Origin of the sequence: Pseudomonas sp. NFPP28 (assembly GCF_900115535.1) — a bacterium.
GTDB classification, from domain to species: Bacteria; Pseudomonadota; Gammaproteobacteria; order Pseudomonadales; family Pseudomonadaceae; genus Aquipseudomonas; species Aquipseudomonas extremorientalis.
The window spans coordinates 197,403-213,831 of the sequence record NZ_FOWT01000004.1 but is presented as its reverse complement, the minus strand read 5'-3'; the positions used below and the strand labels follow the sequence as shown (position 1 = coordinate 213,831).

The window sequence follows — 16,429 nt, the reverse complement described above, 5'->3', positions numbered from 1 at the left end:
GCCTACGGCTTACTCGGCGAGGTCCTGCTCCTCAATGGTGAAGTTGTGGTTGGTGAACACGCAGATATCGCCGGCGATGCCCAGGGCAGTCTCGACGATTTCGCGGGCCGACAGGTCGGTTTTCTTCAACAGTGCGCTGGCTGCCGCCTGGGCGTAGCCACCGCCGGAACCCATGGCGATCAGGCCATGTTCGGGCTCAACCACATCGCCGTTGCCGGTGATGATCAGGGACGCGTCTTTGTTGGCGACGGCCAGCATGGCTTCCAGGCGGCTGAGGGAGCGGTCGGTGCGCCATTCTTTGGCGAGTTCGACTGCGGCGCGCACGAGGTGGCCCTGGTGTTTTTCCAATTGGCCTTCGAAACGTTCGAAAAGGGTGAAGGCGTCGGCGGTAGCGCCGGCAAAGCCCGCGAGAACCTGGCCGTGGTACAGGCGACGCACTTTCTTGGCGTTGCCTTTCATCACGGTATTGCCCAGGGAAACCTGGCCGTCGCCGCCCATGACGACTTTGCCGTGGCGACGTACTGAAACGATGGTGGTCAAGGGGAGAGTCTCCACGCAGCGGGGCGAAAATGCCCTGATGGAAACTCATATGGGGGTGGCGGAGGGGATTTCAACCATATGGGGTTATGGCGGACGAGTGGTGCTCAAGGGTCTGACACACATTCCACAGCGCGGCAAAACCAAATGTGGGAGGGGACAGGCCCCGTCCCACATTTGATCCAGGTTGGCTGAAGGTCAGCGGCTCTGGCGTTGTTGTAACAACAGGTTGCTAAAACCCGCGCCGGCCAATTGCTTTTGCGCCACGGTCAGCTGTTCACGGTTGCTGAACGGTCCTACCAGTACGCGATACCAGGTCGCATCCTTCACAGTGCCGGACTCCACCGTCACCGACTGGCCCAGCAGAATGATCTGCGCCCGCACGCGGTCCGCATCCGCCTGTTTGGGGAACGAGCCCGCTTGCAGGAAGAACTTGGTCACTGGCGCGGCCTTGGTCTCGGCCACTGGCGGTGCCGGCGGCGGGGTGATCCCGGCCAATGCGGCCTGGGCGCGCGCTGTGTCGATTTTAGCGGCTTCCGCCGGGGTGACCGGGGTGGTCGGCACTTGCGGCGTCGGCAGGGTTTTCTCCGGCACGGCGTCCGGCGGCACGATCACTTCCGATTCGGGCAACAGCGTGTAGAAGTCGTACTTCGGCTTTACCGGAGCGGTCGGGCTCGGCGCAGTCTTGTTGGCTTCGGCCATTTTCGTGGCCTTCTGTTGCTCCTGCTTGACCCGTTTGACGTCATCGCCCTTGCCCGGATCCAGTTTCATCAGGAATACGATAAACGCGCCGACGGTGAGGCCGATCGCCATCCACAACCAGCCCGGGATCGGCTTCTTCGCCGGGGCCTGATAGCGGCTGGCGCCGCGCTTGGGTGCAGGTTTTTTCTTGGCAGCCAACTTACATACGCTCCAGTGTTTCCAGGCCCAACAGTTCCAGGCCTTGCTTGAGGGTACGTCCAGCCAGGGCGGCGAGGCGCAGGCGGCTTTGCTTCTGGGCTTCGTCGTCGGCAGTCAGGATCGGGCAGTTCTCGTAGAAGCTGGAGAACAGGCCGGCGACTTCGTACAGGTAGGTGCACAGGATGTGCGGCGTGCCTTTTTCGCCGACGCTGTTCAGCACTTCGCCGAATTGCGCCAGCTTGGCGGCCAGTTCCTGCTCGTGCGGGGCGTCCAGCACGATGTGCCCTTCAACTTCGCTGAAGTCCTTGCCCAGCTTGCGGAACACGCCGGCCACACGGGTGTAGGCGTAAAGCAGGTACGGTGCGGTGTTGCCTTCGAAGTTGAGCATCAGCTCGAAGTTGAAGCTGTAGTCGCTGGTGCGGTGCTTGGACAGGTCGGCGTATTTCACCGCACCAATGCCTACCACGCGGGCGATGTTGCGCAGGTCGGCCTCGGCCAGTTCCGGGTTCTTTTCCTTCACCAGGTTGTAGGCACGTTCCTGGGCTTCGGTCAGCAGGTCGATCAGCTTCACGGTGCCGCCGTCACGGGTCTTGAACGGGCGGCCATCGGCGCCGTTCATGGTGCCGAAGCCCATGTGTTCCATGTGCATCGGGTGGGTGACGAAGCCCGCGCGGCGTGCCACTTCGAACACCTGCTGGAAGTGCAGGGCCTGGCGCTGGTCGACGAAATACAGCGCACGGTCGGCCTTGAGCACCCCACTGCGGTAGCGCACGGCCGCCAGGTCGGTGGTGGCATACAGGTAGCCGCCATCGGCCTTGACGATGATCACCGGCAGCGGCTCGCCGTCGGCGGTCTTGAATTCTTCGAGGAACACGCATTGCGCGCCGTTGCTCTCCACCAGCAGGCCCTGGGCCTTGAGGTCGTTGACCACGTTGATCAGGTCGTCGTTGTAGGCGCTTTCGCCCATCACGTCGGCCATGGTCAGCTTGACGTTGAGCAGATCGTAGATTTCCTGGCAGTGCGACAGCGAGATCTCACGGAAACGGTTCCACAGCGCCAGGCATTCCTCGTCACCGGCTTGCAGTTTGACCACCAGGCCACGGGCGCGGTCGGCGAACTCTTCGGATTCGTCGAAGCGCTTCTTGGCGGCGCGGTAGAAGTTTTCCAGGTCCGACAGCTCGTTGCTGGTGATCGGGTTTTCTTGCAGGTAAGCCATCAGCATGCCGAACTGGGTGCCCCAGTCGCCCACGTGGTTCTGACGGATCACGCTGTCGCCGAGGAACTCCAGCACCCGCGCCACGCCATCGCCGATGATGGTGGAGCGCAGGTGGCCCACGTGCATCTCTTTGGCCAGGTTCGGTGCCGACAGGTCGATGACCACGCGCTGCAGCGGGCCGGCCTTGAGCACGCCGATCCTGGCGTCGGCCAGGGCTGCATCCAGGCGCGAAGCCAGGGCCTGGGTATTCTGGAAGAAGTTGATAAAACCGGGGCCGGCGATTTCGGCCTTGGTGACGCTTTCGTCGGCCGGCAGCGCGGCGATGATTTTTTCCGCCAGGTCGCGCGGTTTCATGCCAGCCGGCTTGGACAGCATCATCGCAATGTTGCTGGCGAAGTCACCGTGGGTCTTGTCGCGGGTGTTTTCCACCTGGATCGCCGGCGACAGGCCTTCAGGCAACACACCTTCGTTGACGAGTTGGGTGAGGGCTTGTTGGATCAGCTGGCGAATGGTGTCTTTCATGGTGTTCTCTTTCGACCGCAAGCGGCGGCGCGCGATGCGCAGGTGGAAAAACTGGGCATTATCCGTGGCGAGGGCGGGCTTGCCAACCTTCGCGGGACCTGTGGCCAGGGTTAATACAAATCTACCGGGTCTACGTCCAACGACCATCGCACTTGCCGGCCGCTGGGCATTTGCTCCAGGGCAAGCAACCAGCTACTTAATAGCCGATGCAGCGGTGCGCGGGAGGTTGCCTGCAAGAGTAGCTGAGCGCGATAACGCCCGGCGCGGCGCTCCATGGGCGCAGGCACCGGGCCGAGCAGTTCGATGCCGCTCAGACCCAGTTCGCCAAGCAAACGTTCGGCTGCGCTGCACGCTTCATCCAGGAAACCTTCGGCCTGCCCCGGCTTGTGCGCTTCGGCGCGTAGCAGTGCCAGGTGGGAAAACGGCGGCAGGCCGGCGGCGCGACGTTCGCTCAGGGCCTGTTCGGCGAAGGCGAAGTAGCCTTGCTCGGTGAGCTGGATCAGCAGCGGATGGTCGGCCAGGTGCGTCTGGATAATCACTCGGCCTGGCTCCTCGGCACGCCCTGCGCGGCCCGCAACCTGCACGATCAACTGCGCCATGCGCTCGCTGGCACGGAAATCCCCGGAGAACAGCCCACCGTCCGCATCCAGGATCGACACCAGGGTCACCCGTGGAAAGTGGTGCCCCTTGGCAAGCATTTGCGTGCCGATGAGGATGCACGGCTGGCCTTTCTGGATGGTGGCGAACAGCTGGTTCATCGCGTCTTTGCGCGAGGTGCTGTCACGGTCGACCCGCAGCACTGGGTAATCCGGGAACAGGATGCCCAGGCGTTCCTCGGCGCGCTCGGTGCCTGCGCCGACCGGTCGCAGGTCGACTTTGCCGCACTGCGGGCAATGGCGCGGCACCCGCTCCACATGGCCGCAGTGGTGGCAGCGCAGTTCGCCGTGGCGCTGGTGCACCGTCATGCGCGCGTCGCAGCGCTCGCACTCGGACATCCAGCCGCAGTCATGGCACAGCAGCGTCGGCGCAAAGCCGCGCCGATTGAGGAACACCAGCACCTGCTGACCAGCGGCGAGGGTCTGGCCGATGGCTTGTTGCATTGGCCCGGAAATACCGCTGTCCAGCGGGCGGCTTTTGACGTCCAGGCGCAGGAAACGTGGTTGCTTGGCGCCGCCCGCCCGTTCGTTGAGGCGCAAGAGGCCGTAACGGCCGGTGTAGGCGTTGTGCAGGCTTTCCAGGGACGGCGTGGCCGAGCCCAGCACAATCGGGATGTCTTCCTGGCGAGCGCGCACCAGCGCCAGGTCGCGGGCGTGGTAGCGCAGGCCTTCCTGCTGTTTATAGGAGCCGTCGTGTTCCTCGTCGATGATGATCAGCCCGGGGTTTTTCATCGGGGTGAACAGCGCCGAACGGGTGCCGATAATAATGTCGGCCTCGCCATCCCGCGCTGCCAGCCAGGACTCCAGGCGCTCGCGGTCGTTGACCGCCGAATGCACCAGCGCGATACGCGCATTGAAACGCTGCTCGAAGCGCGCCAGGGTCTGCGGGCCGAGGTTGATCTCGGGGATCAGCACCAGCGCCTGTTTGCCGGCTTGCAGGGTTTCGCGGATCAACTGCAAATAGACTTCGGTCTTGCCGCTGCCCGTGACGCCAGCCAGCAGGAAAGCGTGGAAGCTGTCGAAGCCTGCGCGGATCGCTTCGTAGGCGGCGCGTTGCTCGGGGTTCAGCGGCAATTCCGGCTGGGCCAGCCAGTGTTCGTGGCGGGCGTCAGGGGCGTGCTTGCGGATTTCCACCTGTACCAGGCCTTTGGCAAGCAGCAGGTCGAGGCTGTCTTTGCTCAGCATCAGCTTGCTCAGCAGTTGATGAGCCACGCCATGGGGATGCTGCGCCAGCGTGGCCAGTGCTTCACGTTGGCGTGGGGCACGGGCGATGCGCGGGTCGTCGAGGCGCGCGCCGGGCACCATCGACCAGAAGCGCTCCTGACGCGCTTCGGCCAGTTCGCCCTGGCGCAGCAGCACCGGCAAGGCCCAGCTCAACGTATCGCCCAGGCTGTGCTGGTAATACTGAGCGGTCCACAGGCACAGCTTGAACAGCGCGGGTGGCAGTGGAGGGGTGGTGTCGAGGATGGCCAGCGCGGGCTTGAGTTTTTCGGCCGGCACTTCGCTGTGGTCGGTGACTTCAACCAGAATGCCGATCATCTCACGCCGCCCGAACGGCACACGCACACGCATGCCCGGTTGCAACTGCGCCCGCAGTACGCCGGCCGGCGCCCGGTAATCGAACAGGCGGCGCAGGGGCGAAGGCAGGGCGAGGCGCAGAATGGCGTCGGGCACGCGAGGAGTCTCATATAAAGGCAGGCGGTGGCGCAGGGGCGGGAGCCTAGCAGAGCCGGGAGGGCTTGGGTATGCCACGGTTTTCTGATGAAAGGAGGTTTTCAGCCAGATGTGCAGCTTGCGTGATTGAAAAGGTCTGGTAGAATCCGCGGCCTAATTACGTGCGGTATTCGACAATAGTGTCGAGTGGCGGCACGCTAGCCCGAGGAAGTGCCATGAAAGCCGATATCCATCCAGCGTACGAAACCATCGAAGTCACCTGCAGCTGCGGCAACAAGTTCGAAACCCGTTCGAACCTGTGCAAGCCACTGGGTACTGACGTATGCAACGAGTGCCACCCGTTCTACACCGGTAAGCAGAAAACTCTGGACACCGGCGGCCGTGTACAGCGCTTCGCAGATCGCTTTGGTGCTTTCGGCAAGAAGCCTGCTGCTACTCCAGCAGAGTAAGGCTCAAAAGCCTTATGGGCTTTTGCCAGCTGTTGAAAAAGGCGTCCCGTGTGGGCGCCTTTTTTGTGCCTGGGATTTGGCTTTCAGTCGCCCAGGCCGACGTGTTTTGCCCCGCGCCGTCCGCCTTGGCCCGGGTGGAGGTGCAACGCGTGGTGGATGGCGACACCGTGCGCCTCAAGGATGGCCGCAGTGTGCGGATGATCGGTCTCAATGCCCCGGAAACCGGCAAGCAAGGCCGCTCCGACGAGCCCTACGCCGTTGCGGCCCGCCAGCGTTTGCAGGTGTTGGTTGAGGCCAGTGGCGGCCGGGTTGGCTTGGTGCCGGGGCGCGAGAGCAAGGACCGCTACGGCCGTACCTTGGCCCACCTCTACAGCGCTGATGGAAAGAATCTTGAGGCGCAACTGCTGGCCGAAGGCCTGGGGTTTCAGGTGGGGGTCGCGCCCAATGTCGATCTTGTCGCTTGCCAGACAGCTGCGCAGGACAGCGCCCGTAACGCGCGTTTGGGCGTATGGCAGCAGTCACCCGTGCAAAGCGTGGCGCAACTCAAGCAGTCCGGCTTCGCCCTGGTCAGCGGCCGAGTGAGCAAGATCGAACGCAATCGTGGTGGAATCTGGATCGAGTTGCAGGGTTCACTGGTATTACGCATTGCACCCGAACTCGCCCGCCGGTTCGACTCGGTATTGCTCAGTGGTCTGCAAGGCAGGGCAGTCGAGGCTCGTGGCTGGGTGCAGGATCGATCCAAACGGGGTGGCCGGAAAAACGGCCAGGCACGTTGGTTGCTGCCGCTGACCGACCCTAGCATGCTCAAATTGGCTGATTAAAAAAAATTGTAGACATTTTTTTATTCGATTGTGAACAGTTAACCCCTTGTATCCCGTGGCCTTAGACCAAAGTACGGCGCTTTGGGGCCTTGACACCTGTGACTACCCAGTCTTGTAGGGACTTTGCGACACGCGTATCCTCGGCGGTCCGTCGACCAACAGTAAAAGCGGAATGCCGATATGTCTGATTTGAAAACTGCCGCTCTCGAATATCATGCCCATCCTCGTCCAGGAAAGCTGAGTGTAGAGCTCACCAAGGCCACTGCCACCGCCCGCGACCTGTCGCTGGCCTACAGCCCTGGTGTTGCCGAGCCCGTACGTGAAATCGCCCGCGACCCCGAACTGGCGTACAAGTACACCGGCAAAGGCAACCTGGTTGCAGTGATTTCCGATGGCACCGCGATTCTCGGCCTGGGCAACCTCGGTCCATTGGCCTCCAAGCCAGTCATGGAAGGCAAGGGCGTGCTGTTCAAGCGCTTTGCCGGCATCGACGTTTTCGACATCGAAGTCGACTCCGAAAGCCCGCAGGCTTTCATCGACACGGTCAAGCGCATTTCCATCACCTTCGGTGGCATCAACCTGGAAGACATCAAGGCACCTGAGTGCTTCGAGATCGAAAAGGCCCTGATCGAACAGTGCGACATTCCGGTATTCCACGATGACCAGCACGGCACCGCGATCGTTACCGCGGCCGGCATGATCAACGCCCTGGAAATCGCCGGCAAGACCCTGGCTGACGCGCAGATCGTCTGCCTGGGCGCCGGCGCTGCGGCCATCTCCTGCATGAAGTTGCTGGTGAGCATGGGCGCCAAGCTGGAAAACATCTTCATGGTCGACAGCAAGGGCGTGGTCCAGTCCGAGCGTACCGACCTGAACCAGTACAAGGCGATGTTTGCCCACGCCACCGACAAGCGCACCCTGGCTGACGCCCTCGACGGTGCAGACGTGTTCGTCGGCCTGTCCGGCCCGAACCTGCTGAGCGCCGAAGGCCTCAAGTCCATGGCGGCCAACCCGATCGTGTTCGCCTGCTCCAACCCGGACCCGGAGATCTCGCCGGAACTGGCTCACGCCACCCGCAGCGACGTGATCATGGCCACCGGCCGTTCGGACTACCCGAACCAGGTCAACAACGTACTGGGCTTCCCGTTCATCTTCCGTGGCGCCCTGGATGTTCGCGCCAAGCGCATCAACGAAGAGATGAAAGTGGCTGCCGCCAATGCCCTGCGTGAACTGGCCAAGCTGCCGGTGCCTCAGGACGTGTGCGACGCCTACGGTGGCGCCAAGCTGGAATTCGGTCGTGAGTACATCATCCCGAAACCAATGGACAAGCGCCTGATCACCCTGATCTCCGATGCCGTGGCCAAGGCCGCCATCGAGACCGGCGTGGCCACCCTGCCGTATCCGAAGCACTACCCGCTGAAAAGCGTGGATGATGTGTTCAACGGCTAAGCCGTTGTAGCGCACCAACAGAAAGCCCCGGCTCTTGCGAGTCGGGGCTTTTTTGTGGCGATTCACTTGGGCCTTGTGGAGACCCAAGTGTGGGAGCGGGCTTGCCCGCGATAGCGATGGATCAATCAGCTCATGTGGCGCCTGACACACCGCAATCGCGAGCAAGCCCGCTCCCACATTGAATCTGTTTCAGGCCATAAATCTCACTAGAACAGATCGATCGGCGCCGCCTCATCCGCCGGCAGCGGGCTACCCGGTGCAACGCCATTGCCCAGCTCGTTGACCGACGGCGGCGTGTCTTCGCTCTTGAACAGTTCGAAGTACGCGTTCGGAGTGCTTGGCGAAGCTGCACGGCCACTGATCGGGTCGATGCGCAGGCTGAGGATGCCTTCCGGCTCCGGCTGGGTGTGCGGCGGCTTGTCCTTCAAGGCTGCGCCCATGTAGCTCATCCAGATCGGCAGCGCGACGGTGCCACCGAACTCGCGGCGACCCAGGCTTTCCGGCTGGTCATAGCCGGTCCACACGGTGGTCACGTAGTCGGCGTTGTAGCCGGAGAACCAGGCGTCCTTGGATTCGTTGGTGGTACCGGTCTTGCCGGCGATGTCCGGCCGGTTCAGCGCCAGGGCGCGGCGGCCGGTCCCCTTCTTGATCACATCTTCCAGGATGCTGTTGAGAATATAAGTGGTACGGCCGTCGACAATACGCTCGGCAACTGCCGGCGCCTGTGGCTCCGCCGGGGTACCGTTGGCGGCCTGCGTCGTGCCTGGGGTCGGCTCGATGGTGATGCCGCCATTGCTTGGCGCTGCCAGGCCATCCGTCGCTGCCACGCCGTTGACCACGTCACCGGGCACGCGTGGTGGGTTGGCGGTGAACAGGGTTTCGCCGTTGCGGCTTTCGATCTTGTCGATCAGGTACGGTGTGATCTTGTAGCCGCCGTTGGCAAAGGTGCTCCAGCCGGTGGCGATTTCCATCGGTGTGAGGGTCGCAGTGCCCAGGGCGAGGGACAGGTTGGGCGGCAGGTCTGACTTGGCGAAACCGAAGCGCGTCATGTAATCGATGGTCTTGCCCACGCCCATTGCCTGCAGCAAGCGGATCGACACCAGGTTACGCGACTTGTACAGCGCTTCGCGGATGCGGATCGGGCCAAGGAAGGTGTTGGTGTCGTTCTTCGGGCGCCAGACCTTGTCCAGGTACTCGTCGACAAACACGATGGGTGCATCGTTGACCAGGCTGGCGGCGGTGTAGCCGTTGTCCAGCGCGGCGCTGTAGATGAACGGCTTGAAGCTCGAGCCCGGTTGGCGTTTGGCCTGGGTCGCGCGGTTGTAGTTGCTCTGCTCGAACGCGAAGCCACCGACCAGGGCACGGATTGCACCGTTCTGCGGGTCCAGCGACACCAGTGCGCCCTGGGCCAGCGGCACCTGGCTGAACTTGAGGCTGTCGTCCTTCTGGCGTTGTACGCGGATCAAATCGCCCACCTGCGCCACGTCCGACGGTTGCTTGGGCATCGGGCCCATGCTGTTGGTGTTCAGGAACGGGCGCGCCCACTTCATGCTGTCCCATGCCACATGGGCTTCGCCGGTGCGGGTCAGGACCTGCACGCCATCTTTTTTCACCTGGGTGACGATGGCCGGCTCCAGGCCGCTGATCGCACGTTGTTTGCCCAACTCGGTGGTCCACGCGCTCAGGGTCTTGCCCGGCAGGCGTGATTCGGGGCCACGGTAGCCGTGACGCTGGTCATAGGTGATCAGGCCGGAATGCACCGAATTATTGGCGATATCCTGCAAGTCGCTCGGCACGGTGGTGGTCACGCGGAAACCTTCGGTATACGCCTCGCTGCCGTAGCGGCCGACCATCTCGGCGCGCGCCATTTCGGCGATGTAAGGGGCGTTCACTTCCGGCGTCGGCACGTGGTAGCTGGCATTCAACGGCTCGGCGATGGCGCTTTCGTAAGCGGCCTGGTCGATCTTGCCCAGCTTGTACATGCGCCCCAGGATCCAGTCGCGGCGCTCTTTGCTGCGCGCCGGGTTGGCCAGGGGGTTGAAGCGTGAGGGCGCCTTGGGCAGGCCGGCGATCATGGCCATCTGCGCCAGGCTGGCGTCACGGATGGACTTGCCATAGTAGACCTGCGAGGCCGCCTCGATCCCGTAGGCGCGGTTGCCCAGGTAGATCTTGTTCACGTACAGCTCAAGGATCTCATCCTTGGTCAACTGGCGTTCGATTTGCAGTGCCAGGAGGATCTCGGTGGCCTTGCGCGAAAAGCTGCGCTCGCTGGTCAGGAAGAAGTTCTTCGCCACCTGCATGGTGATGGTGCTGCCGCCGGATTGAATGTGTCCGCTTTTTACCAATTGCGTGGCCGCACGCACCAGGCTGCTGGGGTCGACGCCATAGTGGTTGGCAAAATTATCGTCCTCAGCCGAGAGCAGGGCGCTGATGAAATTGGGTGGAATATCGGCAAAACGGATCGGTGTGCGGCGCATTTCGCCGAACTCCGCGATCAGTTTTTCATCGCTGCTGTAGACCCGCAAAGGAATCTGCAACTGGATACTTCTGAGAGCCTCTACGGAGGGCAAACCCGGACTAAGGTAGAGGTAGGCCCCGCTGAGCACGAGCAGCAGCCCGCAAACGATGGCGACAATGGAGTACCCGAAAAACTTCAGCAGACGAATCAAGGCTTTTGGATTTCCAGAGAAAAGAATGGGTTAGGCGTCGGGGCTTGCATGGCAATCGATGGATCGACCCGAGCTGCAGATAAAAAGCGGCAAAAAACGCTGGGCATTAAAGCATTTTTCGACTTGGGGCGTCATTCGCACCTGCTCAACAAGTCGACCGAATGCATGGCGCCCGGCGGCAATCAGGCGGTATGACAGGCAAAGCTTTAGGGAGTTTTATGGGAAAAGGATTTTTCACGGGAAAACTCGATACCCTGCTGGGCGTCGACATCAATGACACGGCAATCCGGCTGGTGGAGCTGGGCCGTTCAATCACGGGTTACCACATTCGGGCCTATGTCACCCAGGCATTGCCGGTACGCTCGGTGGTCGACGGCACATTTCTGGATCTCGAAGGCGTGGGACGCACCTTGCGCAGTGCGTTGTCGCGAATGGCAACGTCGGTCCGTGGTGCTGCCGCTGCGGTATCCGGGCCCTCGGTGATCACGCGCATAATCGAGATGGAGGCTGGGCTCACCGACGATGAGATGGCCTGGATGATCCAGATGGAGGCAGACCAGTACATTCCTTATCCATTGGATGACGTGGCCATCGACTTTCAAGTGCGCGGGCCGACCGCCCTGGACCCAGGTCGTGTCGAGGTGCTGCTGGCGGCGTGCCTGAAGGAACACGTCGAGGCACGGGAGGCGGTTCTGGCGCTGGCCGGGCTGGTGCCGAGGGTGGTCGATGTCGAAGCGTTTGCATTGGCGCGCGCATGCAGTCAGGATTTCGCCAGCTTCACGCCGGGCCATCGAGTCGATGGTGCACAATGGGCCGTGGACGCCCACGGGATGGGAATTGCTTGCGGGTTGGCCCTGAGGAGTTTCGCTTGAAGACACGAATCAACCTTTTGCCTTGGCGCCAGGCGCTGGCGGAGCGGCGACGCAAGTACCTGCTGGCGTGCCTGCTGGCGTTCGCCTGCGCGGCGCTCGCAGCCGTGTGGCTGGCGGACCAGGTGATCGACCAGGCCATTGACCGGCAAGTGACCCGTAATGACCATCTGGGCAAGCAAATCACCGGCCTGGATTCGCGCATCAAGACCATCGACGACCTGCAGGAGCAAAGCCAGCAGTTGGCGCAGCGCATGAAGGTTGTGCAGGACCTGCACGACTCCCGCTCGTCCGGTGCGCAATTGTTGGATCAGTTGGCGCGCGCAGTACCCGACGGTGTCCATCTGCATGAAGTGGTGGCGAAGGGCGATACGGTGAGTATCAGCGGCAGTGCCGAGTCGAGCCAGGATATCGCCCAACTGATGCGTCGCCTGGAGGCCGCGCAAGGCGCCCACTCTACGCGGTTGCAACAGGTGCGAACCGAGGGCGCGCGTGGCAACAATGAATTCCAGCTGATGGTGCGACAGGGCGAGCCTTCCGAGGCACAACCTTGAGCCCGTTGAGGCTCAATCTTTCTGCACTCACTCACAACGCTGCAAAATGGCCCCTGCCTGGCAAGGCCCTGTTGGGCTGTGCGCTGGCGAGCCTGATATTTGTGGTGGGTGACCTTGTGTACCTGAGCCAGTCGCGTCAGCGGCTAAGCCAGGTCGAGGTGCGGGAAGTGGCCCTGCAACAGCAAGTCGCTCAAAAGACGGCCATGGCTGCCCCCCTTGAGGCGCGCACGCAGCAGCTCCAAGTGATGCAGGTGAAAGCCGATGAGCTTTTCCGGGCGTTGCCGGGCGAATCCGAAATGCCCGGCTTGCTGGAAGACATCGCGCACTTGGCATTGGCCAATGGTCTGGTGGTCGAGAGCGTCACGCCATTGGACGAACAGTCTCAGCAGTACTATCACGAGCAGCCGGTACAGGTCGGCGTGACAGGGGCTTACCACGACCTGGCGACGTTCCTGAGTAGCTTGGGTGGTCTGGCGCGAATCGCGACGGTGCATGATGTGGTCCTGCGGCGGGATGGCAAGCTGCTGCGCCTTGATCTGCTGGTCAAGAGCTACTGGCAGCCGGGCGGCGGGGGAGGCGGTCAGGCCCGCCAAGGGCAGCCCTTTGTCTACGAGGCTTCTGGGCTGCGCGACCCTTTTCAGCGGCTTGCCGTTCAGGTCGATCATCTACCTGGGCGGCCAGCCCGTGCGCCAGATCTCGCCCGGCCACGTGCAGCCCTGGAAAGCCTTGCGCTGGACCAGTTCGAAATGGTCGGCACGCTGTCTCGCGGGTCGCAGGTTTTCGCCTTGCTGCGTGCGGCCTCCACGGTGCATCGCCTGGCGGTCGGTGACTATCTGGGGCCGGACCATGGCCGGGTCACGGCCATCCATGAGCGTCACATAGAGCTGGTCGAGCTGTTTCCCGATGGTCAGGGTGCATGGCTGGAGCGCCCGCGAACCCTGGTGTTGAACGTCAACTCATAACGGAATCGAATCAATGAAAAGGATTTTCTTGTCCTTCGGTGTGGCGCTATGGATAGCGTTCACGGCGCCGATGGCTGTTGCTGTGCCCAATCGTGTAGACCTGATCCAGTTGCCACCGCCTGGCAGCGCCACGTCGAGCGCTTACACCGGCGACAAGCTGAACCTCAACTTCCAGAGCATCGAGTTGCGCACCGCGCTGCAGCAGATTGCCGATGTGGCGGGCCTCAATCTGGTTGCCAGCGACGATGTGCAGGGCTCGATCACCCTGCGTCTAAAGGATGTACCTTGGGATCAGGCGTTGGACCTGGTGCTGCAAGCCAAGGGCCTGGATAAGCGGGTAAAGGCCGGTGTGTTGCTGGTCGCGCCCGCCGAGGAGTTGGCCGCGCGTGAGCTGCTGACGCTGGAGTCGCGCAAGCAAATGGCCGAACTGGCGCCGTTGCGTCGGGAGCTGTTGCAGGTCAATTACGCCAAGGCGGCGGACCTGGCCAAGTTGTTTCAGTCATTCACGGGCCTTGAGGGCGTCACCGATGAGCGTGGCTCGGTGGCGGTGGATGATCGCACCAACAACATCATCGCCTATCAGACTGGCGAGCGGCTGGAGGAACTGCGCAGGATCGTGGCGCAGCTGGATGTGCCGGTGCGCCAGGTCATGATCGAGGCGCGGATTGTCGAGGCGAATGTCGATTATGACAAAAGCCTGGGCGCGCGCTGGGGTGGGCGGCTCGCTCGCGGCAACTGGAGCGCGGGTGGCATTCCCAAACCTCTGCCTGAAGGCGCGGAGCCGCCGGAAAACCCACCCAGTTCACCTTTCGTGGACTTGGGAACACTCAACGGCACCTCGGGCTTGGGCATCGCCTTTATCACCGACAACCTGCTGCTGGACCTGGAGCTCACCGCCATGGAGAAAACCGGTAACGGCGAAATCGTCTCGCAACCCAAGGTGGTCACGTCCGACAAGGAAACCGCACGCATCCTCAAGGGCACCGAGATTCCCTATCAGGAATCCAGCTCCAGCGGCGCGACCTCGGTGTCGTTCAAGGAAGCCTCGCTGTCGCTGGAGGTCACCCCGCAAATCACTCCTGACGACCGCGTGATCATGGAGGTGAAAGTCACCAAGGATGAGCCCGACTATCTCAATAAACTCAACGACGTGCCGCCGATCAAGAAAAACGAGGTCAATGCCAAGGTGCTGGTCAAGGATGGCGAGACCATCGTCATCGGCGGGGTTTTCTCCAATACCCAAAGCAAAGTGGTAGATAAAGTGCCATTTTTGGGCGATGTGCCGTATCTTGGCCGCCTTTTCCGGCGCGATGTGCTGGCGGAGAAAAAATCCGAGCTGCTGGTATTCCTGACTCCGCGTATTATGAATAACCAGGCGATTGCTGTGAGTCGTTGATTCTGTGCGAAATTTGATTCTTGTAGGACCGATGGGCGCTGGAAAAAGCACCATCGGCCGTTTGCTGGCCAAAGAGCTGCGCCTGCCGTTCAAAGATTCCGACAAGGAAATTGAATTGCGCACGGGTGCCAATATCCCATGGATCTTCGATAAGGAAGGCGAACTGGGCTTTCGTGACCGCGAGCAGGCGATGATTGCCGAGCTGTGCGGCTGCGATGGCGTGGTATTGGCGACGGGTGGGGGCGCGGTGATGCGTGACGAGAACCGCCGCGCGCTGCATGCCGGTGGCCGGGTGGTCTACCTGCATGCGTCGGTCGAGCAGCAAGTGGGCCGTACCGCCCGTGATCGCAATCGCCCGTTGCTGCGCACGGCCAACCCGGAGAAAACCCTGCGGGATTTGCTGGCGCTGCGCGATCCGCTGTATCGGGAAATTGCCGATCTGGTGGTAGAAACCGATGAGCGGCCACCCCGGATGGTGGTCCTCGACATTCTTGAGCGCCTGCAACGGCTGCCACCCCGTTAAAGCCAGGCCCGAAATGCGCTATTCTCGGCGGCGCGCCAACACCTCCCAAGGTGTGGCGTAGAGCCATCAGGCAGCGTCAGCGTTTGACGTTACCGGTCGTCAATACATCTTCAACGCGGGGACACATGCAGACACTTAAGGTCGATCTAGGCGAGCGCAGCTACCCGATCCATATTGGCGAAGGTCTGTTGGACCAGCCCGAGTTGCTCGCACCGCATATTGCCGGGCGGCAAGTGGCGATCATCTCCAATGAAACGGTCGCGCCGCTGTATCTTGAGCGTCTGAGCCGCAGCCTCGCGGCGTACTCCGTTATTTCTGTGATCCTGCCCGACGGCGAGGCCCATAAGAACTGGGAAACCCTGCAACTGATCTTTGATGGCCTGCTGACTGCACGTCATGACCGCCGCACCACCGTGATCGCCCTGGGCGGCGGTGTCATCGGCGACATGGCCGGCTTTGCAGCGGCCTGCTACCAGCGTGGCGTGGACTTTATCCAGGTGCCGACCACCCTGTTGTCCCAGGTGGATTCGTCGGTGGGCGGCAAGACCGGCATCAACCATCCGCTGGGCAAGAACATGGTCGGCGCGTTCTACCAGCCCCAAGCCGTGCTGATCGATACCGCGACTCTCAACACCTTGCCGCCGCGTGAGCTGTCGGCGGGTCTGGCGGAAGTCATCAAGTACGGGCTGATCTGCGACGAACCGTTCCTGACCTGGCTGGAAGAGCACGTCGACGCCTTGCGCAATCTCGACCAGGCGGCCCTCACCGAAGCCATTTCCCGCTCCTGTGCCGCCAAGGCACTCGTGGTGAATGCCGACGAACGGGAGTCCGGCGTACGGGCCACCTTGAACCTGGGTCACACCTTCGGCCATGCGATCGAAACCCACATGGGCTATGGTGTGTGGTTGCATGGAGAGGCCGTGGCGGCTGGCACAGTGATGGCACTGGAGATGTCGCAGCGCCTAGGCTGGATCAGTGCCCAGGAGCGTGACCGTGGCATCCGCCTGTTCCAGCGCGCCGGTTTGCCGGTGATTCCGCCTGAAGAGATGACCGAGGCAGATTTCCTCGAACATATGGCAATAGACAAGAAAGTGATCGACGGTCGACTGCGACTGGTGCTGCTGCGCCACATGGGCGAAGCGGTGGTGACCGACGATTATCCGAAAGAGATTTTACAGGCCACGCTGGGAGCGGATTACCGCGCCCTGGCCCAGCTTAAAGGTTAATAAGAT

At 62.1% G+C, this 16,429-nt stretch carries 14 protein-coding genes and 1 pseudogene; 10 read left to right on the top strand and 5 right to left on the bottom strand.

Going from position 1 to position 16,429, the window contains the following annotated elements; all coding sequences use genetic code 11:
* Positions 1 to 9: 9 nt before the first annotated feature.
* The 4 genes from hslV to BM110_RS12360 form a co-directional block, all read right to left on the bottom strand.
* Entirely contained in the window at positions 10 to 540 is a 531-nt protein-coding gene (hslV, locus tag BM110_RS12375) for an ATP-dependent protease subunit HslV (RefSeq protein WP_010563201.1), read from the bottom strand.
* Between the two features lie 195 nt (positions 541 to 735).
* Complete coding sequence (locus BM110_RS12370; protein WP_025858692.1) at positions 736 to 1,437, bottom strand: SPOR domain-containing protein; 702 nt, start codon at positions 1,435 to 1,437, stop codon at positions 736 to 738.
* A gap of 1 nt (position 1,438) precedes the next feature.
* Positions 1,439 to 3,175: an arginine--tRNA ligase gene (gene argS, locus BM110_RS12365; protein ID WP_092246395.1), complete on the bottom strand. Its 1,737-nt coding sequence runs from the start codon at positions 3,173 to 3,175 to the stop codon at positions 1,439 to 1,441.
* A gap of 110 nt (positions 3,176 to 3,285) precedes the next feature.
* Positions 3,286 to 5,505 (bottom strand): primosomal protein N', encoded by a 2,220-nt coding sequence (locus tag BM110_RS12360; RefSeq protein ID WP_092246398.1) that lies wholly within the window; start codon positions 5,503 to 5,505, stop codon positions 3,286 to 3,288.
* 215 nt (positions 5,506 to 5,720) lie between these two features.
* Between BM110_RS12360 and rpmE the strand changes: the two genes are divergently transcribed.
* The 3 genes from rpmE to BM110_RS12345 all read left to right on the top strand — a co-directional run bounded on the left by rpmE (position 5,721) and on the right by BM110_RS12345 (position 8,224).
* Positions 5,721 to 5,954 (top strand): 50S ribosomal protein L31, encoded by a 234-nt coding sequence (rpmE, locus tag BM110_RS12355; protein WP_005784030.1) that lies wholly within the window; start codon positions 5,721 to 5,723, stop codon positions 5,952 to 5,954.
* Between the two features lie 14 nt (positions 5,955 to 5,968).
* Positions 5,969 to 6,775: a thermonuclease family protein gene (locus BM110_RS12350; RefSeq protein ID WP_093513478.1), complete on the top strand. Its 807-nt coding sequence runs from the start codon at positions 5,969 to 5,971 to the stop codon at positions 6,773 to 6,775.
* A gap of 180 nt (positions 6,776 to 6,955) precedes the next feature.
* Positions 6,956 to 8,224 (top strand): malic enzyme-like NAD(P)-binding protein, encoded by a 1,269-nt coding sequence (locus BM110_RS12345; RefSeq protein WP_071492370.1) that lies wholly within the window; start codon positions 6,956 to 6,958, stop codon positions 8,222 to 8,224.
* Between the two features lie 206 nt (positions 8,225 to 8,430).
* Here the strand turns inward: BM110_RS12345 and BM110_RS12340 are convergent, their stop codons facing one another.
* Positions 8,431 to 10,890: a penicillin-binding protein 1A gene (locus BM110_RS12340; protein WP_371914370.1), complete on the bottom strand. Its 2,460-nt coding sequence runs from the start codon at positions 10,888 to 10,890 to the stop codon at positions 8,431 to 8,433.
* A gap of 51 nt (positions 10,891 to 10,941) precedes the next feature.
* Here BM110_RS12340 and BM110_RS29580 point away from each other — a divergent pair, with 51 nt between their 5' ends.
* The 7 genes and pseudogenes from BM110_RS29580 to aroB all read left to right on the top strand — a co-directional run bounded on the left by BM110_RS29580 (position 10,942) and on the right by aroB (position 16,423).
* Positions 10,942 to 11,088, top strand: coding sequence for a hypothetical protein (locus BM110_RS29580; RefSeq protein ID WP_156682174.1), 147 nt, complete (start codon positions 10,942 to 10,944; stop codon positions 11,086 to 11,088).
* Positions 11,089 to 11,111: 23 nt separating this feature from the next.
* Positions 11,112 to 11,765 carry a type IV pilus assembly protein PilM gene (gene pilM, locus BM110_RS12335; protein WP_093121363.1) on the top strand — a complete coding sequence of 218 codons (654 nt, stop codon included), beginning with the start codon at positions 11,112 to 11,114 and terminating at the stop codon, positions 11,763 to 11,765.
* The gene (locus BM110_RS12330; protein ID WP_092246413.1) at positions 11,762 to 12,316 is read left to right on the top strand and encodes a PilN domain-containing protein; all 555 of its coding nucleotides are present in this window, start codon (positions 11,762 to 11,764) and stop codon (positions 12,314 to 12,316) included. The genes pilM and BM110_RS12330 overlap by 4 nt, the downstream gene beginning before the upstream one ends.
* Positions 12,313 to 13,278: a pilus assembly protein PilP gene (locus BM110_RS12325; RefSeq protein WP_093513477.1), complete on the top strand. Its 966-nt coding sequence runs from the start codon at positions 12,313 to 12,315 to the stop codon at positions 13,276 to 13,278. The genes BM110_RS12330 and BM110_RS12325 overlap by 4 nt, the downstream gene beginning before the upstream one ends.
* 139 nt (positions 13,279 to 13,417) lie before the next feature.
* A pseudogene (locus tag BM110_RS12320) lies at positions 13,418 to 14,674 on the top strand (type IV pilus secretin PilQ); the annotation flags it as partial.
* 4 nt (positions 14,675 to 14,678) lie between these two features.
* The gene (gene aroK, locus BM110_RS12315) at positions 14,679 to 15,197 is read left to right on the top strand and encodes a shikimate kinase AroK (protein ID WP_003171222.1); all 519 of its coding nucleotides are present in this window, start codon (positions 14,679 to 14,681) and stop codon (positions 15,195 to 15,197) included.
* A gap of 125 nt (positions 15,198 to 15,322) precedes the next feature.
* Positions 15,323 to 16,423, top strand: a complete 1,101-nt coding sequence (gene aroB, locus BM110_RS12310; RefSeq protein ID WP_021492321.1) for a 3-dehydroquinate synthase — start codon at positions 15,323 to 15,325, stop codon at positions 16,421 to 16,423.
* Positions 16,424 to 16,429 lie beyond the last annotated feature (6 nt).